The sequence below is a fragment of the Flavimaricola marinus genome, assembly GCF_900184895.1.
GTDB lineage: Bacteria > Pseudomonadota > Alphaproteobacteria > Rhodobacterales > Rhodobacteraceae > Flavimaricola > Flavimaricola marinus.
In genome coordinates this window covers 1-20,660 of sequence record NZ_FXZK01000003.1, presented here as the reverse complement: position 1 = coordinate 20,660, position 20,660 = coordinate 1, and the positions used below count along the sequence as shown (strand labels likewise).

General features: G+C 60.5%; 18 protein-coding genes, 1 tRNA gene and 1 pseudogene. 15 read left to right on the top strand and 5 right to left on the bottom strand.

Translation table 11 applies throughout. The features are described from left to right. Positions 1–4: 4 nt before the first annotated feature. Positions 5–1,033 (bottom strand): LacI family DNA-binding transcriptional regulator, encoded by a 1,029-nt coding sequence (locus tag LOM8899_RS09040; RefSeq protein WP_093991901.1) that lies wholly within the window; start codon positions 1,031–1,033, stop codon positions 5–7. Positions 1,034–1,579: 546 nt separating this feature from the next. Here LOM8899_RS09040 and LOM8899_RS09035 point away from each other — a divergent pair. The 12 genes from LOM8899_RS09035 (at position 1,580) to LOM8899_RS08980 (ending at position 14,255) form a co-directional block, all read left to right on the top strand. Beyond that, complete coding sequence (locus tag LOM8899_RS09035) at positions 1,580–2,563, top strand: NAD(P)-dependent oxidoreductase (protein ID WP_093992258.1); 984 nt, start codon at positions 1,580–1,582, stop codon at positions 2,561–2,563. Between the two features lie 4 nt (positions 2,564–2,567). Continuing rightward, on the top strand, positions 2,568–3,344 hold the full coding sequence (locus LOM8899_RS09030) for a glutathione S-transferase family protein (RefSeq protein WP_093991900.1): 777 nt from the start codon (positions 2,568–2,570) through the stop codon (positions 3,342–3,344). 11 nt (positions 3,345–3,355) lie between these two features. Continuing rightward, a complete protein-coding gene (locus LOM8899_RS09025) occupies positions 3,356–4,396 on the top strand; it encodes an alpha/beta hydrolase family protein (protein WP_093991899.1) in 1,041 nt (346 codons plus the stop codon). A 15-nt stretch (positions 4,397–4,411) separates the two neighbouring features. Next, positions 4,412–5,212 (top strand): ABC transporter ATP-binding protein, encoded by an 801-nt coding sequence (locus LOM8899_RS09020; protein WP_168770510.1) that lies wholly within the window; start codon positions 4,412–4,414, stop codon positions 5,210–5,212. Then, complete coding sequence (locus tag LOM8899_RS09015) at positions 5,209–6,099, top strand: ABC transporter permease (RefSeq protein ID WP_093991898.1); 891 nt, start codon at positions 5,209–5,211, stop codon at positions 6,097–6,099. Before LOM8899_RS09020 ends, LOM8899_RS09015 begins: the two co-directional genes overlap by 4 nt. Positions 6,100–6,124: 25 nt before the next feature. Continuing rightward, positions 6,125–7,156, top strand: a complete 1,032-nt coding sequence (locus LOM8899_RS09010; protein ID WP_093991897.1) for an ABC transporter substrate-binding protein — start codon at positions 6,125–6,127, stop codon at positions 7,154–7,156. Positions 7,157–7,207: 51 nt separating this feature from the next. Further along, positions 7,208–8,278, top strand: coding sequence for an alpha/beta hydrolase family protein (locus tag LOM8899_RS09005; RefSeq protein ID WP_093991896.1), 1,071 nt, complete (start codon positions 7,208–7,210; stop codon positions 8,276–8,278). A 69-nt stretch (positions 8,279–8,347) separates the two neighbouring features. After that, on the top strand, positions 8,348–9,652 hold the full coding sequence (locus tag LOM8899_RS09000) for a M24 family metallopeptidase (protein ID WP_093991895.1): 1,305 nt from the start codon (positions 8,348–8,350) through the stop codon (positions 9,650–9,652). A gap of 78 nt (positions 9,653–9,730) precedes the next feature. Continuing rightward, on the top strand, positions 9,731–10,735 hold the full coding sequence (locus tag LOM8899_RS08995) for a thiamine pyrophosphate-dependent dehydrogenase E1 component subunit alpha (protein WP_093991894.1): 1,005 nt from the start codon (positions 9,731–9,733) through the stop codon (positions 10,733–10,735). A gap of 1 nt (position 10,736) precedes the next feature. Continuing rightward, positions 10,737–11,732, top strand: coding sequence for an alpha-ketoacid dehydrogenase subunit beta (locus tag LOM8899_RS08990; protein ID WP_093991893.1), 996 nt, complete (start codon positions 10,737–10,739; stop codon positions 11,730–11,732). Then, positions 11,722–12,777: a biotin/lipoyl-containing protein gene (locus LOM8899_RS08985; protein WP_093991892.1), complete on the top strand. Its 1,056-nt coding sequence runs from the start codon at positions 11,722–11,724 to the stop codon at positions 12,775–12,777. The genes LOM8899_RS08990 and LOM8899_RS08985 overlap by 11 nt, the downstream gene beginning before the upstream one ends. Before the next feature lie 29 nt (positions 12,778–12,806). Further along, positions 12,807–14,255, top strand: coding sequence for an NAD-dependent succinate-semialdehyde dehydrogenase (locus tag LOM8899_RS08980; RefSeq protein WP_093992256.1), 1,449 nt, complete (start codon positions 12,807–12,809; stop codon positions 14,253–14,255). Between the two features lie 307 nt (positions 14,256–14,562). Here LOM8899_RS08980 and LOM8899_RS08975 read toward each other — a convergent pair. Continuing rightward, a tRNA-Gly gene (locus tag LOM8899_RS08975) sits at positions 14,563–14,637 on the bottom strand. Between the two features lie 405 nt (positions 14,638–15,042). Next, positions 15,043–15,600: a hypothetical protein gene (locus LOM8899_RS08970; RefSeq protein ID WP_093991891.1), complete on the bottom strand. Its 558-nt coding sequence runs from the start codon at positions 15,598–15,600 to the stop codon at positions 15,043–15,045. An 88-nt stretch (positions 15,601–15,688) separates the two neighbouring features. On the opposite strand from LOM8899_RS08970, the gene LOM8899_RS08965 reads away from it, so the two are divergent. Further along, complete coding sequence (locus tag LOM8899_RS08965) at positions 15,689–16,690, top strand: GT-B fold glycosyltransferase domain-containing protein (protein WP_093991890.1); 1,002 nt, start codon at positions 15,689–15,691, stop codon at positions 16,688–16,690. Here LOM8899_RS08965 and LOM8899_RS08960 read toward each other — a convergent pair. Next, the gene (locus tag LOM8899_RS08960) at positions 16,687–17,175 is read right to left on the bottom strand and encodes a hypothetical protein (protein ID WP_133065000.1); all 489 of its coding nucleotides are present in this window, start codon (positions 17,173–17,175) and stop codon (positions 16,687–16,689) included. The genes LOM8899_RS08965 and LOM8899_RS08960 overlap by 4 nt on opposite strands. An 88-nt stretch (positions 17,176–17,263) precedes the next feature. Between LOM8899_RS08960 and LOM8899_RS08955 the strand changes: the two genes are divergently transcribed. Then, complete coding sequence (locus LOM8899_RS08955) at positions 17,264–18,562, top strand: O-acetylhomoserine aminocarboxypropyltransferase/cysteine synthase family protein (RefSeq protein ID WP_093991888.1); 1,299 nt, start codon at positions 17,264–17,266, stop codon at positions 18,560–18,562. Positions 18,563–18,610: 48 nt separating this feature from the next. Here the strand turns inward: LOM8899_RS08955 and LOM8899_RS08950 are convergent, their stop codons facing one another. Further along, positions 18,611–19,309 (bottom strand): SIMPL domain-containing protein, encoded by a 699-nt coding sequence (locus LOM8899_RS08950; protein WP_168770509.1) that lies wholly within the window; start codon positions 19,307–19,309, stop codon positions 18,611–18,613. A gap of 183 nt (positions 19,310–19,492) precedes the next feature. Between LOM8899_RS08950 and LOM8899_RS23385 the strand changes: the two are divergent. Further along, positions 19,493–20,660, top strand: a pseudogene (locus LOM8899_RS23385) (hypothetical protein); the annotation flags it as partial.

Genomic DNA, 20,660 nt, shown 5'->3' with positions numbered 1-20,660 from the left:
CGCCCTATTCGGCCGGCGGGGGGGCAACGCTCCCCCGCTTGATCAAGCGCACGGGTAGAATGGTTTCCGACGGGGCGGTGGTCTCTGGCTCCGTCATCATCCGCACCAGAAGCCGCGCACTCTCCTGGCCCACTCCGAATTGCTCGATCCGAACGGTTGTCAGACCGGGCCGAATGCGATCCAGAAAGGGCATGTCGTTGAAGCCGGTCACCGAAATCTCACCCGGACACTCGATGCCACGCTCTTCGAGCACTTCGAGCGCACCAAGTGCGAGCCTGTCATTGGCGCAAAGAATGGCTGTCGGGTTCCAACTGTCCAACAGCGCCTCGGTACAGCGCCGCCCTTCTGCTTCGTCAAATCTCTTGGCCTGTTGAATGGCCTTCGCCGGGAGTTTCAATCCCATTTCGGTCGCCGCCGACTTGAAGGCCTTGCGCCGGAACTGACCGGTCGAGAGGTTTGCAGGTCCAGCAACGTGGGCGATGCGGCGGTGTCCCTCGTCATAGAGATGGCCTAGCACAAGCCGAACACCCAGCGCGTCGTCGTTTACGACGGATGGAATGCCCTCCCCTTCGATCCGCCGGTTGACCGTAACGACCGGAGTGCCACCCCGGACGACTTCGATGATCTTGGGGTCGTCTCGCAAAACGGCGGCATGGATGATGCCATCGACCCCGCGCTCGCGCAGGACGTCGACCAACTGATGCTCACGGGCCGCCATACTGTCGGTGTTCACAATGATCACCGCATACCCCAGCGGCTCCAACACGCTTTCGACGCCGCGCAGGATGGGTGGAAAGATGGTGTTGGTGATATCGGGGATCATGAGACCGACGGTCATTGTGCGGTTTGTCCGGAGCCCGACAGCCAGCCGGTTCGGGCGGTAACCGAGACGATCTGCAGCTTCCTTGATCCGCTTTACCACATCGTCGGTGATCGATGTGCCGGTCACTGGATTCAACGCGCGGGAGACGGTCGAGACGTGGACTCCGGTTTCCCGAGCAATGTCTCTGAGGGTCGGGGTCTGCTTTTTCATGCGTCTTCCATACAGTTCACCAACAATACTACTTAATGCCGTCCTCGTGGCCAAGCATTCAACGCCGCACAGGGTCGTTTCAGCTGAACCGCATAGTCGAAACGCAATCGATTGCAAATAGCGACACGGCGGAAAGGTGCTGCTGCTTGCCACTTTGACCGATTGGACTTGATCAAGGTCGGTGCACCTCGACGGCCTTACGGGTCGGTCCCCCGCTGAACGGCCCCCCATATCATGGACACGCCCTGTATCGGCACACGCTGCGCGAGGTTGCAGATTGAGTGCCCGCAGCAAATGGCGACCAGTAGCTCAACCACGCCCTGGCAAGGCGTTGCTTGCCTTCGTTTAGCCATGCCCCGGCGCGACAGTCCTGGCATTAGGATTACGAGACTTGAACCGACGGCTGCGGCAATATTGCCGCGCAAACGATTGCAGAGGCGCTTGACCGGCAGCAAATAGCCACTTATCAATTATGCAACCGATTGCGCAGATTGATTCCCAAGCTGATAGCTTTCCGGCGATTTACACCATGTGACGCAGACCGAGATGGAAGGACCCACAATGACAAAACTGACCCTTGGGTGGATCGGCATGGGCCGGATGGGGTTTCCCATGGCCGAGCGACTGGTCAAAGCCGGATATGATGTCCACGTCTGGAACCGCACCCGATCCAAAGCGGAGCCTTTGGAAGCCAAGGGCGCGACGCTCGTCGACAGCCCCGCTGATCTGGCGGGGGTGGATGTTCTGTTCACGATGGTATCGACGGGCAAGGATCTGGAGCAGGTCTACTTTGGCGAAAACGGTGTTTTGTCCGGTGAAAAGACCCCGGCCATCTTCGTCGACTGTTCCTCGATCGCGGTTGAGCAATCCGTCGACATGCGCGCCCGCTTGGCGGAGCGTGGCGCCGAGTTCATCGCCTCTCCGGTCAGCGGCAACGGCAAATGTGTAAAATCCGGCAAGCTTTCGTCGGTATGTTCTGGCCCCAAGGCGACATTCGACAAAGTAGAGCCGATGATCAATGCGATTGCCGGCGCAGGCGTGTCTTACGTCGGCGAAGGCGAGCTGGCTCGCTTCTGCAAGATCGCCCACAACGTGCACCTCGGAGTGGTTATCCAGAACCTGATCGAGATCGTCGTGTTGGCCGAAAAGGCAGGCGTCCCTCGCGCGGCGTTCCTTGATTTCATGAACAATTCGGTCATGGGCTCGATCTTTACGCGCTACAAGAGCAACGCCCTGATCAATCTGGACTACACCACGACCTTCACGCCGGAACTGCTCCGCAAAGACCTTGATCTCGGGTTGAGTGCCGGGCGCGGCCTTGGCGTTCCGATGCCAGTTACGGCAACCACCCGCGAGGCTCTGCAGGCGCATTTCGGCATGGCGACGCTAAAGGAAGATACGGACGCATATCTGGCGCTCGATTTCACGACGATGCTCGAGACGGTCGCGATCCATTCGGGCCTGGAGCTAAAGAGTGAGGAAACGCCCTACCCGACCGGGCTGGAAGTTCCCGCGCAAGCGGCGGAATGACGATATGACCCGATTAGTGCTCTATAATGCCCCGCAATCCACCTGTAGCCAACGCGTCCGATACACGTTGCACGCCAAGGGGATGGCGTTCGAAGAGCACAAGTTGGATCTGTTTTCGGGCGACCAGCTTCGCCCGGAATACCTTGCGATCAATCCCAACGGCGTCGTTCCGGCATTGCTGGACGACGGCCGACCGGTGCTCGATAGCGCGGTGATCCTCGAGTATCTTGAGGACATCGCTCCGGATATCGCGCCACTGCGCCCCACCGCGCCGATCGAAGCTGCTCGCATGCGAGCAATGATGCGCTTCATCGACGAGGTGCCCACGCCCGCGATCCGGACGCCATCGTATAATCTGGCATTCTTGCCGCACTTTCAGGCGATGTCGGATGCGGAATTCCAGGCCCTGTGCGACAGCAAGCCGTTGCGCCGCGAATTCCTGATGCGCATGGGCAAAACCGGATTTTCAGACGCCGATATGTCCGAAGCTTTGGGACGTCTCAGCCGCGGCATCGAACGAATGGATCTGTGGCTGGATCAAGGTGGTGGGCCGTGGCTGTTGGGGCCCGACATCACGCTTGCCGACATCGCGGTGATGCCCGTGATCGTCCGAATGGACGACATCAATCTGGGTTACCTGTGGGACCGCCATCCGCAGATCGGCAAGTGGCTCGACAACATCCGCGCAACCCCTGCGTTCAAGCCCGCATATTACCACGGCGCGTTGCTCACTGAGAAATACCCACATTTGGCGAAAGTCCGCGCTGATGCGGCGACCTAGTTGGAGGCGATATGGCTGAGAATCGACTGACCGAAGTTGCCGGCCATTGGCTGCCAAGGATGGAGGTCGCCGGAATTCCATCGAGCCTTTCCAAGTCCATCATGGAACGCGCCGGAACATGGGACAACTGGTGCGCCGCATGGTCTGAAGAAGGGGCCAGCCAGGCAGGTCACGGCGACGCAGCCTTCGAGGCCGGATACCTTGTCACCGCGGGCGAGGCCTATTCGCGTGCATCCCTTCTCTATCACTTTGCCCAGTTCATGTTCTTTGACGATTTGACGCAAAAGGCTGCGGCAGCTGAGCAGAAACTGGCGCTTTACGCCAAGGCCGCGCCATTGCTGGCGCCCCCGGCGACGCCACTGAAAGTGCCGTTCGAAGGTGGGCATCTATCTGCCTATCACCGAGTGCCCGCGGACAGCAGCGGCATCACGGCCGTTCTGATCCCCGGATCGGATTCCACGAAGGAAGAGTTTCCGTCGCTTGAAGCGCATTTCCACAAACGCGGCATTGCCACCATTTCGTTTGACGGGCCCGGCCAGGGCGAGGGCCGCGCCCATGGGCCGCTCCGCAACGAGTTTGCACCTGCCGTTCAGGCGATCCTCGATCATGTGACACTTCCCGGTCCCGTTGCACTTGTCGGGATGGCCTTTGGCGGGCAGCTCGCGCTTCGTGCGGCTGCGCAAATCGATCAGATCGGCTGCGCTGTCTCGATCAACGGGTTCTTCGATCTGGGCCAGATGTGGGACGCTTTTCCACCGGTCTACCGCGACAATATGCTCTACACGCTCGGCGCCGACAGTGCCGAGCAAGCCCGGGATATCGCTGGTGGGTTCACACTGTCCGGGACGTCCCCGCGCGATATCCCTGCTCTCGTCATTCATGGCGGCCTCGACCGGATCTTTCCTCCCGAACAGGCTCAGGCGCAAGTCGACTGGGCCGGGCCGAAAGCCGAGTTGCAGCTCTATCCGAACGGCAATCACGTCTGCAACAACTTGCCATTTCTCTACCGACCACTTGTGGCCGACTGGATCGGACGCGTTCTCATATCCTGACTAAAGGACGACGAAATGACCGCGCAAGCCAAGATACATGACCTGAATGGCGCCTCTCGCGAGGGTGCGAGCATCGTGACGGGGCATACGGTGGGAATGGAGTTCCCCGGCCCGGTAACCGCACTGCATGAGGCGACGTTCGGTATCAAGAAGGGCGAGTTCATTTCCCTGATTGGCCCTTCCGGCTGTGGCAAATCAACTTTGCTCAGGATCGTCGCAGGATTGCTGAAGCCGACATCCGGCCGGGTCAACGTGCTTGGTTCACCGATGGTCGGGCCGCGGCCTGAAATCGGAATGATGTTTCAGAAGGCCACCCTGCTCGATTGGAAATCCGTGCTCGACAATGTCCTTTTGCCAAACACGCTGGCGGGGTCCGTTACCAAGGCGGACAGGGAACGGGCCGTGGATTTGCTCCATCTGGTCGGGCTGCGCGGGTTTGAAGTGGCCTTTCCCCGGCAGTTGTCAGGCGGCATGCAGCAGCGGGTGGCACTGGCGCGGCTTCTCAATTCCGGGGCGGAGCTGCTGCTCTTGGACGAGCCCTTTGGTGCGCTGGACGAGTTCACGCGCGAGCGCCTCAACCTCGAACTGATGCGCATTCAATCGCAGATCGGCGCCACGATCATGTTTGTCACGCACAACATTCAGGAAGCCGTCTTTCTTGCGGACAGGGTCTTCGTGATGACGCCCCGGCCCGGCCGGATTGCCGCCGAAGTCGAAGTGGCCCTCCCCCGGCCCCGCACCATCGAACAGATGAAAAGCCGCGAATTCACGGACACCGCATTCAATATCCGCGACACACTGGGGGGCTTCATATGACCGAACCATCGATTTCCGACGTGCCGATGGAAAAACCGAAGGGCATGCCGTCGTGGGTTCAGCACCTGATCGTGTTTGCGGTGTTCATCGCTATCTGGGAGGCATCGGTTCAGTTTCAGTGGGTCTCGGCCCTCATCCTGCCTTCCCCTTTCGACGTGGTCGTGGCGTGGTGGGATCTCGCCATCGTCCGTAAGCTGATCTGGGATGATTTCTTCGTCACACTGACCGAAGTGCTGATCGGTTTCGGTTTTGGCGCCGCATTCGGGACCGTGATCGCCGTGTTCAGCGCAATGCAACCGACGTTTCGCCGGCTTGTGTCGCCGTATATGGTGGCTTTACAGGTCACGCCCCGCATCGCGGTGGCCCCGATCATCGTGGCGTGGCTCGGATTTGGGATGGAGCCCAAGATCGCCATTGCCGCCATCATTTGCTTTTTCCCGATATTCATCAACACCTTGACCGGCTTGATGCAGGTCGACGAAGACCGGATGGAGATGTTTGCCTCCTTGCGGGCCAGCCGCTGGCAGGTCTTTCGCCACCTGCAATTGCCCGGCGCCATGCCTGTCATCATGGCAGGTTACAAGACCGGGATCAGCCTTGCGCTGATCGGCGCCATCGTCGGCGAGTTTGTCTCCGCAAGTGTTGGCATCGGTGTTCTGATCCAGCGGTTCAGCTTTCAATTGCTGCTGCCGCAGGCCTTCGCCTGTTTGATCATGCTCACCGTGATGGGCCTCACCCTCTATGGCGCTGCAAGCCTTGTTGATCGCCATGTCGTGTTCTGGAAGCACGACGCCCTCTTGGCCAAGATATCGCGCCGGCTGCGAACGCGATATGCCGACCTCCTCTCGCGAGATCGGTCCGTTCAGGCAGTGAAGGAACCGGTCTAACGACCATTATCTGGGAGGATAACTTATGAAATACGCGACTTTTGGCGCTATCACCGCGGTCATGGCCAGCGCGCTGCCCGCGACGGCCCAAGACCTGACGGAAATCACAGTTCTGACCCCGCTTCCACGTCACACCGCCTGGTATCCGCTGATCGTCGGCGAAGCCTTGGGCTATTTCGCCGAAGAGGGTGTCTCTGTCACTCTCGTGGATGGCGGCGATCTGCCAGCCACGGCTTTCCTTGAGAATGGTCAGGTGGATATGGCTTCGCTTGACCCCTCCGAGGTTGTCATTGCCAGCGTGCGCGGCTTCGACTTCGACGTGGTCTACGAAGTGATGCACGGCGCCGTTGAGGGCATCTTTGTTCTCGAGGACAATCCCGCAACGTCGCTCAGCGATCTTGGCGGCACAACCATCGGGATCGTGGGCGAGAGCGACAGAGGGCTGCTCCTCGCGGCTCTCGGCCACGCCGGCCTGAGCGAAGACGACGTTACGATCGCGGTGCTTGGTGAAAGTGCGCCGCTTTTGGCCAACTCGCTCTCCACCGGGCAAGTGTCCGGGCTTGTCGGCGCGATTTCCGATTTTGTCGCGATCACCTCGCAGGGCATCACGACAAAGAACCTGTTGCCACCGGAAATGTCTGAATCTCCAGCCAACAACTTTGCGGTTCGCGCCGACGCCGTGGGCGGTGACCGTGACGAAGTGATCCAAGGCTTCCTGCGCGCTTGGGCAAAATCGGGATATGCTGGCTTGGTCGATCTTGATGCCACCCGCGCCATGGCGATGGAGGCTGATCCCGAAAACTGGATCAACGAAGAGCTTGGGACGATCTTCCTGACTGCTGCCCAAGACCTGCACCGCCCGGACGGTGAGGTCTTCGGCGACCTGCGCACCGATATCTGGACCGGTGTCATAGCCGAAATGGCGGCAGTCGGCATGATCGACGAGCCGATCGACCCGTCCGAGGTGCTGAACCGTGCCTACATCGACGGCGCCAATGACTTCGACGGCGCCGAAATCGAGGCCGAAGTCGCGGAATGGAAAGCCGCCAACATGTGATTGCGACCGGAGGTGCCGCATCCTGCGGCGCCTCCTCACTTGGGAAACAGAATGACCGACACCAAGGATCCTCGCATCGCGTCTGCCAGCGCTCACTGGTCACATCGGTTTGTGACCAATGGCGTGCCTTTGGCCGACTTTCAGGATGTGACAGGCGGATTGGACCACTGGGACCAATGGTGCGCCGCTTGGTCGGAGCGTGCTGCCCGCCACGAGGCGATGGGCGATGCCGCTATGGCCGACGGCCATGTCCGGAGTGCTGCCGAACATCTGACCACAGCGGGAGTCTGCTACCATTTCGCCAAGTTCCTGTTCGTGCATGACAAGGATCAGTTGCGGGCTGCGCACCTCAAGGCCGTGGCCTGCCGGTCACGCGCCCTGCCCTATCTGGATCCCCCCGGCGAACGGGTGTCGATACCTTTCGAGACGCACACTCTGTTCGGCAATCTTCGTCGGCCCAACGGCGTAGAGCGCCCCCCCGTTGTCGTCATGGTGATGGGGCTGGATAGCACCAAGGAAGAGATGCACACCAACGAGCAGGTGTTTCTGGATCGCGGTCTGGCCACGCTGGCGTTCGATGGTCCGGGTCAAGGCGAAGCCGAGTTCGAACTGCCGATCGAGCCTGCCTATGAACGACCGGTTTCTGCAGTGATGGATTGGCTCGAAACCCGGCCCGATCTGAACGCAGACCGTGCGGCGGTTTGGGGTGTCAGTCTTGGCGGGTACTATGCCCCGCGCGCTGCGGCCTTTGAGCCGCGGATAAAGGCCTGCGTCAGCCTGACCGGCCCCTTCGATTTTGCCGAAGCCTTCGACCGCGCACCCGGCCTGACACGGGCTGCCTTCGTTGCACGCTCTGGCGCGTCCGACGACGCCGGCGCTCGTGCGGTTGCCGCGCGGATGTCTCTACGCGACGTCGCCGACCAGATCACCTGCCCCACATACGTCGTCGGCGGCAGGCTGGACCGTGTCATCCCGCCGGCCCATGCCGAAGCCCTGGCCGACGCCGTCAGCGGGCCCGTCGTGCTGAACATGGTCGAGGATGGCGGCCACGTCGCCAACAACCGCCCCTATGCCTACCGGCCGCAAGTCGCGGACTGGCTGGCGGACATCCTAACGCCCTGACAGGAAAGAGCCTTTGCTCGATCCAAATGCCAAACCCAAAAAAGACCGGTCTCAAAAAGGAATGCAGACATGACCCTCACCAACGCCCTGAACCCCCGGATCCTGCAACCCGGCGATATCGATCCGAACTGGCGCTGGGACAGGCATCTGCCCGCACTGGGACATACGGCGGTGGATTTTGAACGCCGCGTCGATCACGACAGGCTCCGGCGATATCGTCTGAGCCGCACCAAGGACGCGCTCAAGAAGAGCGGCTGTGGCGCTTTGCTGACCTTTGACGTGAACAATATCCGATACATCTCTGGCACCAAGATCGGCGAGTGGGAGCGCGACAAGATGTGCCGGTTTGCGCTGCTGGCCGGTGACGAGGAGCCCTATGTCTGGGATTTCGGCTCTGCCGCCGTCCACCACCGCGAGTATTGCGACTGGCTCGACCCGGAGCGGATGCGCGCCGGCGTAGTCGGTATGCGCGGCACGATCCCTCCCAGTTTTGGCCTGATGAAGCTCTACGCCGAAGAGATCTATGGGTTGCTGAAGAAGGCGGGCGTGGCGGACATGCCCGTGGGCGTCGACTACGCCGAAACTGCCATGTTCTTTGCCTTGCAGGAAGCGGGTGTGAAGGTGGTGGACGGCCAGCAAATCATGCTGGGCGCGCGCGAAATCAAGAATGTCGACGAGATCCATCTGCTGACTCAAGCGGCCAGCATGGTCGACGGGGTCTATCACATGATTTGGGAGGAGCTGAAGCCGGGCATTCGTGAGAACGACATTGTGGCGATGGCCAACAAGATGCTCTACGAGATGGGCTCTGACGACGTAGAGGCGATCAACGCAATCGCGGGCGAGCGCTGCAACCCGCATCCACACAACTTTACAGACCGCTATTTCCGCCCCGGCGATCAGGCGTTCTTTGACATCCTGCAAAGTTATCAGGGCTATCGGACCTGCTACTACCGGACCTTCAACATTGGCCGGTCGACCCCGGCACAGGTGGATGCCTATGTGAAGGCGCGAGAGTGGTTGGATGCGGCAATTGCGTTGATCAAACCGGGGGTCACGACCGACAAGGTCGCCGCTGTTTGGCCCACCGCGGAAAGCCTTGGTTTCCCCAACGAATTGGCGGCCTTCGGCCTGCAGTTCGGCCACGGCCTTGGCCTTGCGCTGCATGAGCGGCCGATCATCAGCCGCGCGGTCAGCATGGAGAACCCGATGGAGATCGAGACCGGCATGGTCTTTGCCCTCGAGACCTATTGCCCCGCCTCCGACGGCTATTCCGCAGCCCGCATCGAAGAGGAAGTCGTTGTCACCGACACCGGTTGCGAGGTCATCAGCCTTTTCCCCGCCGAAGAGTTGCCGATCGCCGCGCGATACTGAGAACGGCCCGCCGGAGGCTTGGTTCGGAGCCTCCGGCGGGGATATTTTTGACCCAAAGAAAAGAGCAGGTCGCACCAGATGACACAGCCGTCAAACACCGAAAGCTATCTGCGGATGTATACGCAAATGGTTCGTATCCGCGCCTTCGAGGATCAGGCAAACCAGCTTTACCTGAGCGCGAAGATGCCGGGATTGACCCATATGTATAGCGGCCAAGAAGCCGTTGCTGTGGGGATCTGCGAGGCTCTTACCTCAGATGACAAGATCACCTCGACCCATCGTGGCCACGGCCATTGCGTGGCGAAAGGCGCGGAGTTCAAACAGATGTTTTGCGAATTGCTTGGCAAGGAAGAAGGCTATTGCCGGGGCAAGGGCGGATCGATGCATATCGCCGACCAGTCCAATGGCAATCTGGGAGCGAATGCCATCGTGGGTGGATCCATGGGGATCGCCACCGGCGCCGCAATGAGTGCGAGGGCCCGCGGTTCCGGTGAGGTGGCCGTGTGCTTCTTTGGCGACGGCGCGACGGCGCAGGGGCTCATGTACGAGGTCATGAACATGGCCGCACTATGGAAGCTGCCCGTGATCTATGCCTGCGAGAACAATGGCTATTCGGAGTATACCCGTACGGACGAGATCGCCGCCGGATCTATTGTTGCACGCGCCGAAGCCTTCGGGATCGAAGCTCATCAGGTCGACGGTCAGGACGTGCTTGCGGTCAACGAGTTGTCCCAAAAGCTCATCGCCCGCGCCCGAAAGGGGGAAGGTCCGTTCTTCATTGAATTGATGACCTACCGCTACCACGGGCACCATGTGGGTGACATCAACCGCGAGTATTACCGCACGAAGGACGAAGAATCCGACTGGAAAAGCAACCGCGATCCAATCACCAACTTCGGCCGCTGGCTGACCGAACAGGGCCTTGTCGCGCCGGAGGATTTGGCGGCGATCGACGCGGATGTGTATAAGGACGCCGAGGATGCTGTCGCCTATGCCTTGGCTGCCGCCTATCCCGACGGCTCCGAGGTCGATATGCATGTCTATGCCCCGACCGACCCCGCAACTTTGCGGGTGGGTGGCTGACATGCGTGAGATAACCCTATCCAAAGCCGTCAACGAAGCCATTGCCGAGGAGATGCGCCGCGATCCGACCGTTTTTGTCATCGGCGAGGATGTTGCCGAGGCAGGCACGCCGTTCAAGGTGCTCTCCGGGCTCGTCGAGGAATTTGGCACCGACCGCATTGTCGATACACCGATCGCCGAACCGGGCTTCATGGGGATCGCCGTCGGTGCAGCCATGACCGGTATGCGGCCCATCGTCGATCTGATGTTTGGCGACTTCCTTTTTCTCGTCATGGACCAGCTCTGCAATCAGGCCGCCAAAACCCACTACATGTCAGGCGGCAAGCTCAGCGTGCCTTTGGTCTTGCGCACGAATATGGGCGCCACCCGGCGCTCTGCTGCCCAACACAGCCAATCCCTGCACGCGCTAGTTGCGCATATTCCGGGCCTGATGGTCGCGATGCCGTCCAGCGCCTACGAGGCAAAGGGGCTGATGAAGACGGCGATCCGCGAAAACAATCCGGTCGTCATCTTTGAAGACAAGCTGATGTATCAGGACAAGGCCCCGGTGCCCGAGGAAGAGTATCTGATCCCCTTCGGTCAGGCCAACGTCAAGCGAGAGGGCACCGACATCACCCTGATCGGAACGTCGTCGATGGTGCAGGTGGCAGAGAAAGCCGCCGAGATCTTGGCCGGCCAGGGCATCAGCGCCGAGGTTATCGATCCCCGCACCATCGTGCCGCTGGATGAGGCGACCCTTCTGGCCTCCGTCAAGAAGACCAGCCGAGCCATCGTCATCGACGAAGGGCATCAAGGCTATGGGATCACCGGCGAGATTGCCGCTCGTCTGAATGAGAAAGCCTTCTACCACCTTGATGCGCCGGTGTGCCGCATGGGCGCCATGGACGTGCCTGTGCCTTTCTCGCCCGCGCTCGAGGATTTGACCGTGCCGACACCGGAACGGGTGGCAGCCCTTGCGGCGCGTTTGGTTGCGGGAGAGATGCTTCATGACGCATGAGGTCATCATGCCCGCGCTGGGGATGGCGCAGGAAACCGGCGTCCTGGTCCGATGGCTCAAGGAGCCGGGTGATCCAGTCGTCAAGGGCGAACCGCTGATCGAGGTTGAGACGGACAAGGCCGTTCAAGAGGTCGAGGCGCAGGCGGATGGATTTCTTGGCAGCGTCAGCGCGGCAGCAGGAGACGAGGTTCCTGTCGGCCAAGTGATCGGCAAGATTTATGTAGACGCCTCCGCGGCGGCATCGCGGGAGAGGGACGAAACGGTGCCGGAGCCATCCCGTTCCGGGCCGGAACCGGCACCCTCGCCGGAGCCTGCTTCGACCGCCCCGAAAACCGAGGCGCCACAAGCGAGCAATTCTCTCGGCGTCAAGACGCACTCAGGCCGCGTGCTCGCCTCTCCCAAAGTCCGCAGGCTCGCCGCGGAAGAAGGTCTGGACCTGGAGCTTTTGGTGCAGGCCGGATATTCGCAGCCGTTTCACGTTTCAGACCTGACTGCCTTGCGAAGCATTGCCACCGAAACGGCGGCTCAGAGCATAGCGCCCGCATCCGCCGGAGCGCGTCGCGGCCGCCTCGACGCCGTATGCGATGCCAGGAATCTGGCCACTTTGCGCGAACAATTCTCGTCGCAAGCCAAGCTCGACCTGCCGCCCGGCGTGTTCTTTGCCCGATTTGCCGCGCAGGCGCTAAGAGCATCCATGGATCGAACTGACGAGCTTGTGATCCGCTTGGAAAAGCTGGAGGGAGCGAAATTTGCCCAACCGACGCTTTACATCGATCCGGACCAGAGCCGACTCACCACCGATCCCACCGAGAGCGAGGCCGAAGCCACGCTCATCCTCCGCGATCTCACGGATAGCGCTCTGTCCGGCGTGATGTTGATCGACGATTTCTCCGGTCCGATTCTGACTGTGGCGCGCGATGAGGGCAGAGGTCTCTTCATCTTGGGCTTGGACTATGGCACAGAGCACCTCACCAATGACGCTGCGATTGCGGTTCTCACCTATTTCGCTGGGGCATTGGCCGATCCACTAGTCCACCTCGCTTGAAATGCACCTTAATGACGCGGAGCGCCGCCATGAATGACAAGATCGATTTTCCACAGACGGACCTCTATATCAACGGCGGCTGGCAAGCCGGTGCCGACGGTGAGCGGTTTGACGTGATCAACCCTGCCACGGAAGAGGTTCTGGCCTCTGTCGCTTCTGCCGAGATCGCCGATGCGGATGTGGCACTCGATGCGGCTGATGCTGCCTTCGCGGATTGGGCCCAACGCACACCGCGCGACCGGTCGATCATCCTGCGCAAGGCCTTTGAATTGATGTCGGCGCGACTTCCTGAGTTTGCCCGCATTATCACGTTGGAGAACGGCAAGGCTACAGGCGATGCGATGGGCGAGGCGACATACGCCGCCGAGTTCTTTCGCTGGTTCTCGGAGGAAGCCGTCCGCGCCGACGGGCTGATCACCCATGCACCTGCCTCGGGTGCGCGGATCATCGTGCAGCACAAGCCGGCGGGCATCGCCGTGCTGGTCACACCGTGGAACTACCCCGCCGCCATGGCCACGCGTAAGATCGCACCTGCTCTGGCGGCTGGCTGCCCCGTGATCCTCAAGCCGGCGTCTGAGACGCCACTGACCATGTTGGCGCTGATGCCGCTGCTCGAAGAGGCAGGCGTGCCGCCGGGCGTCGTGCAGGTGCTGCCCTCGCGCAAATCCGGGCCCATCGTCGATCATTTGCTGCATGATCCGCGTGTGCGCGTGGTGTCGTTCACAGGCTCGACCGGCGTCGGACGGACGCTTCTGCGGTCCGCTGCCGATCAGGTTCTGAAGCCCGCGATGGAGTTGGGCGGTAATGCCCCTTTGATCGTGTTTGAAGACGCCGACCTCGATGTCGCCGTAACCGGCGCGATGCAAGCCAAGATGCGCAACCTGGGAGAAGCCTGCACAGCGGCCAACCGGTTCTATGTGCACGAGGATATCGCAGAAGCCTTCACCAAGAAATTCACCGAGGCGATGGCTGCGCTCAAGGTGGGCAATGGGCTGGACGACGGTGTCGATGTCGGTCCGCTCGTCAACGCCAGCACGCGCGACAAGGTCGCCGAGTTCGTTGACGATGCCATTGCGAAGGGCGCGAAATGCGTTCTTGGCGGCCAGCGCCCAAATGGAAAAGGCTTCTTTTATCCGCCAACCGTTCTGACGCACGTGCCGCAAAATGCGAACTGTGTGCATGACGAGATCTTCGGACCTGTGGCGGCGATCCAGACCTTTACGGATCAGGACGACGTCATCGCCCGCGCCAATGATACGGAATATGGCCTCGTCGCTTATGTCTTTACGGAGAATTTCAAGCGTGGTCTGCAGGTCTGCGAAGCGTTGGACTACGGTATGACCGGCCTGAATCGCGGGTTGGTCTCGGATCCGGCAGCGCCCTTCGGTGGCACGAAGCAATCCGGGTTGGGGCGCGAAGGTGGCCACGAAGGCATCAAGGAATTCACCGAGACGCAGTATATCTCGGCCAGCTGGTAACTCAGCAAGCCCAGCACCGAAGCAAATGGCACCGTGGTTCTGAAATCGAACCACGGTGCTTTTTATTGAGGTGTTGCGCCACGTGGCCCTCTGCACTGCACCAGATGGGCGCCCCTACCCGATCTTTCCTTGCTGCTTTGGCACCGCGCGGCCAGTTCGGACTGCCGTCGGCATATGCGCCCTTACCGCCAGCGCAACCGAAATGGACAACTTGATGGCTTCAAGGGATCAAGAGAGCGCCGCCCTGAAACGACGAAGGGTCGCCCGAGGGCGACCCTATCGATGTCCGCCGGGGTATGGCGGATATTGGAGCGGGCGATGAGATTCGAACTCACGACCCTAACCTTGGCAAGGTTATGCTCTACCCCTGAGCTACGCCCGCACTCCGTATCGTGAGGCGTGAATTATAAAGAGACGCCGGGCGCTGCAAGCGAAAACCGCACGATCAGGACAGAAATTTTTCTTCGGACCGATTTTGGCGGATCGCATGCTCAAGAATACTGAACGCAGCCGGCCCATCGCCGGCGTTAGCCGCCAAATGATAGCATGTTTGCAAGCGGACATTCCGGGTCGGGGCCACCATCGACGCGGGTCCAATCAGAACCGTCGTAGCTGTCGGCCCCGACTGATCGGTATTCGGACCGAGAATCGGTCAGCCGCGGAGACACGGCGTATCAGAGTCCTGAATCGAAGCCGATCTGTTGCGATTATCCTCGACCTTCGCCGTGCCGGAGAGCGCTCAATCGCCCTCCCCCTTCGCGTCCGACATTCCTGCGTCGTCGGCTTGTTACGGCAGTAAGACAGATGCCCGCGGAAATACGGCAAAATCGGTGGTGCCGTCGTCGAAGACGATCTCCACATAGACCGACTCGATGCTGTTGTGCGGCAGGAAGACGTAGGGCGGAAAGTTGTCCATATCCGTCATTGCATTCGGCGACGTCGTATCTTCGTGGCATTCTTCGAGCGGCAATTCGGTATTGGCGGGCTCGCCGTTCAGCCCGTAGCGGATTGCCCACATCCCGCAGCGCCAGGCCAGGAGGTGGGTGAAGTACAGGATATCCTGACCGTCGTTATCGTTGATGGCCACCCAACTGCCTTTGGTCATCAGCATGATTTGCTTGATTTCGATGGCGGTCGTGAACTTGCCGGTGGCCATTTGCGGCTCCGGCTCACGGTTGGCGTATTCATCGGCCAGAGCCTGACCCGGCAAAGTGACCTGCGGCGCAGCTGTCGCCTCTGGCGTGACCATTTCATCTGTGCCGGCTTGGGCCATAGGCATGGATTTCTCTGGCGGCTCGATCCCGATGGCAAGCCCGATGACAAAGGGAATAAACAGTTGAATCATATCTCTTCCTTTCACATGCCGGTTGGGCTTTTGCCCTCTGACATCTCAATCTATACTGTCCTGAAAATCATTGACGGACAGCGAGATAATGGCGCGAAAGCCTAAAGGTGGCCAGCCTTTCAACATCATGATCGTGGGCCACAATGGGCGGCTGCAGTACGAAGCACTGCTGTTTGTGCTGTCATTGAGACAATGCTCCCCGACGTTTTCAGGCAAAATGGTCGTCGCCCAACCTGAGCGCGGCCCTTTGTGGCAGCGCGATCCTACGATGCGTCCAGACATCGTCTCGGCCCTGAATGATCTTGGTGCTGAGGTTGTTCCTTTTCAGAGCAAGCATTTCGGTGAGGGTTATCCCTATGGCAACAAGATCGAGGGTTTGGCCACGCTGCCGGCGGACGAGCCGTTCATCTTTTTCGACTCCGACACGCTGATCACGGGGGATATCGGACGACTAAAGTGCAGCTTTGACCGCCCGAGTGCCTCGATGCGGCGGGAAGGGACTTGGCCGGTCGAAGAGCTCTATTGGCCCGGCTACACAGCCATCTGGAAATCGCTCTATGACAAGTTCGATCTCGATTTCGAAAGTAGTCTCGACCTGACCCAGCCGGATGAGTTCTGGCGGCGCTACCTCTATTTCAATGCTGGCTGGTTCCTTGGGCAGGATCCGCATGCATTCGGCAGCCGTTTCACGGACTACGCCACGCGGATCAAGGCTGATCCGCCTGAACCGATGGTTGCGCAGCCGCTCCATCCATGGCTCGATCAGGTCGCCCTGCCCCTTGTCATCCACAGCCTAGGCGGCGGTCGCCCCGGACCGGAACTGGACGGGTTGGACGGCGATCTGAGTTGCCACTACCGCATGTTCCCATTGCTCTACGCCCGTGAGGACGAGCGGGCCATCGAGGTTCTTGAAGCGGTTGCGGCGCCGAACCGGATCAAGCGTATCCTGAAGGATTACAACCCGATTAAGCGGATGGTCTACCATGGGCAGGGCCACAAGGCGCGCGCTCTGTTTGATCGAAACGACCTGCCACGCAAGGAGCAAGGCTATCGCAGGGTCTTGCGCGAAAAGAAGTTTTGGATGCGCTAAGCCTCAGCGCGCGACTCATCAGCGCGCGACTCATACGCCGCCCTTATTCTGTCGGCAGCAGCGGTCGGCCCTTCGGCGGCCCAGGTGAGGACCACTTTCGTCTCCTCGCCATCCACATGTGTCAGACGGACAGTCTCGTGTTTCACTGTCCGTGCTCCGGTGTTTTGCGAAACGACGATCGTGAGGTCCTGGCCCGTTGCAATCTTGGAGATGTCGGCCCACTCGATCACCACGCCGTTCGGCAGGCTGAGGCCCTTCTCGCTCAAGACGACGATCGGCCGCTTGGTCACTACCGTTCCCCAGATCACAAAGATCAGGGCGACGACCCCGATCGACAAGGTCGCCCCGGATCGAAGGGCCGCTTCAAGTGATCCGGTCTCTTCGAGCGTCAACCAGAGCATGACGCCAGTCATCGCCACGGCGGGTCCGACAAAGAACATCATCGTCCACGGTGTTCTTCGGATCGGCCCAAATGGTTCTTTCATTCTGGTCAGCCTCTTTCGACCGGACGACGTTGTAGTAGGACGCGACGTCAGCTAGCGTCACGTCGATCACTGTTCAAGGGAGAAAACCATGTCCACCGAAACCGAACCGAAGCTTGGCTTTGACACTCTGCAGGTCCATGCCGGCGCCGATCCTGACCCGGCGACGGGCGCGCGGCAGGTCCCTATCTACCAGACCACCGCATATGTATTCCGCGACGCAGACCACGCCGCCGCATTGTTCAACCTGCAGGAAGTCGGATACATCTACTCCCGCTTGACGAACCCCACAGTAGCCGCGCTGCAAACACGTATTGCCACCCTTGAGGGCGGCGCGGGGGCGGTCTGCTGCTCGTCGGGCCACGCCGCACAGATCATGGCGCTGTTCCCGTTGATGGCTCCGGGCAAGAACGTCGTTGCCTCGACCAAACTCTACGGCGGGACTGTTCAGCAGTTCTCGAACACGATCCGCAAATTCGGCTGGTCCGCGAAGTTTGTCGATTTTGACGATCTGGATGCCGTCAAGGCGGCCATCGACGACGACACTCGGGCGGTGTTCTGTGAAAGCGTCGCTAATCCGGGCGGCTACATCACCGATATTCCCGCCATTGCGGCCATCAGCGACGACGCGGGCATTCCGTTGATCGTGGACAACACCTCTGCGACGCCATACCTGTGCCGCCCGATCGAGCTTGGCGCGACACTGGTCGTTCACTCGACCACCAAGTACCTGACCGGCAACGGCACCGTCACCGGTGGAGCGATTGTCGATTCGGGCAAGTTTAATTGGTCTGCCAACGACAAGTTCCCCTCCCTCAGCGCGCCCGAGCCCGCCTATCACGGCATCAAGTTCCATGAGGCTCTCGGCCCGATGGCATTCACCTTTCACGGCATTGCCGTCGGTCTTCGCGACCTTGGGATGACGATGAACCCGCAAGCCGCGCACTATACCCTGATGGGTATCGAGACGCTGTCGCTGCGCATGGCACGCCACGTCGAGAACGCCGTAAAGGTGGCCACGTGGCTGGAAAACGATCCACGGGTCGATTTCGTCACCTATGCGGGGCTGCCCTCTTCGCCCTACCATGATCGCGTCGCCAAGATTTGCCCGAAAGGCGCTGGCGGTCTCTTCACCTTTGCGGTCAAAGGGGGCTACGAGGCTTGTGTTAAGCTGGTCAACGCGCTGAAAATCTTCAGCCATGTGGCCAATCTCGGCGATACCCGCAGCCTCGTGATCCACTCGGCTTCGACGACCCATCGCCAATTGACCCCCGAGCAGCAGGAAGCCGCCGGAGCCGCGCCGAACGTCGTGCGGCTTTCTATCGGTATCGAGGATGCGGCGGACCTGATCGCTGATCTCGATCAAGCCCTCGCAGCGGCGACCGCCTAACACGGTTCAAACCGGACATGTCGGGGGCTACCGCCCCCGACATTACGTTCACTGGGCGATTTCGTAGATCATCGTGACCGTGGCCGTCAGCGTCATTTCACCTTCAGCAATCGGCACGCTGGACGCGGCGTCCATCATCCGCATCTCCATCGCCATGGGTCCACCGAATTGCCCGCCCTCTTCGGTGAGGGACAACAGTGCGCCAAGCTCCACGCCGGCCGCTTGGACAAACAACTCCGCCTTCGCTTGAGCACGCCGAACCGCATCACGACGGGCATCATCGAGAAGCGGCTCTGCATCTGATACGTCGAATCGGATGCCACCCAAGCGATTCGCGCCATCTTGCACCGCCGCATCCAGCACTTTCCCGAGAATCGGCAGGTCTCGAACCCTGACATTGATCGTCGTGTATGCTTCGAATCCGGCCACCTTCGGTTCCCGATCGAGGCTCGACGACTCGTAGTAGGGTTGAAGCGACAACTGCCCGGTTTGCATGTCTTCGGACGCGATGCCGGCGGTGGTCAACCGGTCGAGCACTTGCTGGGTCCCGAGGCTCATCGCCTCCAGTGCCTGATTGGCCGAGGGTCGCCGCTCGGCCACCCCGACACTGATGAAAGCCATATCCGGCGCTGCGGTAACCGAACCTTCAGCTGTCACCGTTATTACGGCCGTATCCGACGTCTGTGCCGTTGCGGTCGTCGCGAACAACAGCGCGCAGAACAGAATCGGCCTTAACAATTTGGGCATCACAAGCTCCTTTGATAACATTGTTATTGCTCCTTGGGACGTCGCTCACAACGGGATCCTTGGTACGCAGGCAACAATTCTGTGCAATGCACCTTTCTTTGCATTGGCGGGAAACTGCTGTAATTAAGTGATCGCGCGCCTAGGCGTGTTTCGTCCTGTTCACTGGAATGCTAAAGCCAACTGATGAAACCGAATTTCGCGCTGTCATTATCGTTTGAAGGTCTCCGGCTGTTGCGCCGCGCCAAGTCGCGTTGGGAGCCGGTCGGTGAAGTGACTCTGGAGGCAGAGGACTTTGCGGCCGATGTTGCGGCGCTGCGTGCGCAAGCGGTTGCAGACGGTGCCGAGATGCACAGCAAGATGATTCTGCCCAACGAGCAGGTCAAGTATCTGACGATCGACAAGGTCGACGCATCCGAAGAGGACGTTCGCGCCGCATTGGATGGCGCAACCCCCTATGCCGTCGACGATTTGGCCTTTGATTTCGTATCCTACGGCGGGCAGACCCACGTTGCGGCAGTTGCCCGCGAAACACTGGACGAGGCCGAAAGCTTCGGTCTGGAGCATGATTTCGGTCCGATTTCCTTTGTTTCGCAGCCTCCAAGCGGGACCTTTCCCGGTGAGCCCCTCTTTGGTCTCGCAAAGGATGCCCCGAAACTGATCGGCAAGGGGCGGCGGTTCGTGCGCGACAACGATCCGGCCAAGCTGGCCAAATCCGACAAGGCCCCCACTGGGGCCGCCGCGGCATCGGCAAGCGCAGCCGCCGCTGCTCCGCCAGAAAAGCAAACGGAAGATGCCCCGCTGGCCGAGAATCGGCCGAAACCGAAAGAAGTCGTCCTTTCGACAGCGCGGCCCGATCCGGATGCGCCTGAGTTGCCGTTCGACCCCGCGCCCCTCGCGGAAGAGGCTGCCGAACCGCTTAATGCGACAGGCCCGGATCAACCTGCAGAAACCTCAAAGGCCGGAGAAGACTCCGCTGCCGAAATCGCGCATAGCGTCGGATCAGCCACGGCTTCAAAGGATGCGCCTGCATACGAAGGCGCGAAACCCGCTGTCATCGCGGAAACGGCAGAAGTCGAAGATGACAAAGAGCTAGCTTCGATCGAGAGCGAGGTCGTCGCGCCAGAGCCAGAGCCAGAGCCAGAGCCAGAGCCAGAGCCAGAGCCAGAGCCAGAGCCAGAGCCAGAGCCAGAGGCAGAGCCAGAGCCAGAGCCAGAGCCAGAGCCAGAGCCAGAGCCAGCGCCAGAGCCAGAGCCAGAGCCAGAGCCAGAGCCAGAGCCAGAGCCAGAGCCAGCGCCGCAGCCGCCTGCGGCTCCGGCGGCGGTGCCGCAGGCGGCGCCTCCGCGATGGCTCC

Excerpts from the sequence above, each read along its gene's own strand:
- LOM8899_RS09015 (WP_093991898.1), top strand. The coding sequence starts at position 5,209 with ATGACCGAACCATCGATTTCCGACGTGCCGATGGAAAAACCGAAGGGC.
- LOM8899_RS08970 (WP_093991891.1), bottom strand. The coding sequence starts at position 15,600 with ATGATTCAACTGTTTATTCCCTTTGTCATCGGGCTTGCCATCGGGATC.
- LOM8899_RS08985 (WP_093991892.1), top strand. The coding sequence starts at position 11,722 with ATGACGCATGAGGTCATCATGCCCGCGCTGGGGATGGCGCAGGAAACC.
- LOM8899_RS08965 (WP_093991890.1), top strand. The coding sequence starts at position 15,689 with ATGGCGCGAAAGCCTAAAGGTGGCCAGCCTTTCAACATCATGATCGTG.
- LOM8899_RS08950 (WP_168770509.1), bottom strand. The coding sequence starts at position 19,309 with ATGCCCAAATTGTTAAGGCCGATTCTGTTCTGCGCGCTGTTGTTCGCG.
- LOM8899_RS09000 (WP_093991895.1), top strand. The coding sequence starts at position 8,348 with ATGACCCTCACCAACGCCCTGAACCCCCGGATCCTGCAACCCGGCGAT.
- LOM8899_RS08980 (WP_093992256.1), top strand. The coding sequence starts at position 12,807 with ATGAATGACAAGATCGATTTTCCACAGACGGACCTCTATATCAACGGC.
- LOM8899_RS09035 (WP_093992258.1), top strand. The coding sequence starts at position 1,580 with ATGGAAGGACCCACAATGACAAAACTGACCCTTGGGTGGATCGGCATG.
- LOM8899_RS08995 (WP_093991894.1), top strand. The coding sequence starts at position 9,731 with ATGACACAGCCGTCAAACACCGAAAGCTATCTGCGGATGTATACGCAA.
- LOM8899_RS09005 (WP_093991896.1), top strand. The coding sequence starts at position 7,208 with ATGACCGACACCAAGGATCCTCGCATCGCGTCTGCCAGCGCTCACTGG.
- LOM8899_RS09030 (WP_093991900.1), top strand. The coding sequence starts at position 2,568 with ATGACCCGATTAGTGCTCTATAATGCCCCGCAATCCACCTGTAGCCAA.
- LOM8899_RS09040 (WP_093991901.1), bottom strand. The coding sequence starts at position 1,033 with ATGAAAAAGCAGACCCCGACCCTCAGAGACATTGCTCGGGAAACCGGA.
- LOM8899_RS09010 (WP_093991897.1), top strand. The coding sequence starts at position 6,125 with ATGAAATACGCGACTTTTGGCGCTATCACCGCGGTCATGGCCAGCGCG.
- LOM8899_RS08990 (WP_093991893.1), top strand. The coding sequence starts at position 10,737 with ATGCGTGAGATAACCCTATCCAAAGCCGTCAACGAAGCCATTGCCGAG.
- LOM8899_RS08960 (WP_133065000.1), bottom strand. The coding sequence starts at position 17,175 with ATGAAAGAACCATTTGGGCCGATCCGAAGAACACCGTGGACGATGATG.
- LOM8899_RS08955 (WP_093991888.1), top strand. The coding sequence starts at position 17,264 with ATGTCCACCGAAACCGAACCGAAGCTTGGCTTTGACACTCTGCAGGTC.
- LOM8899_RS09025 (WP_093991899.1), top strand. The coding sequence starts at position 3,356 with ATGGCTGAGAATCGACTGACCGAAGTTGCCGGCCATTGGCTGCCAAGG.
- LOM8899_RS09020 (WP_168770510.1), top strand. The coding sequence starts at position 4,412 with ATGACCGCGCAAGCCAAGATACATGACCTGAATGGCGCCTCTCGCGAG.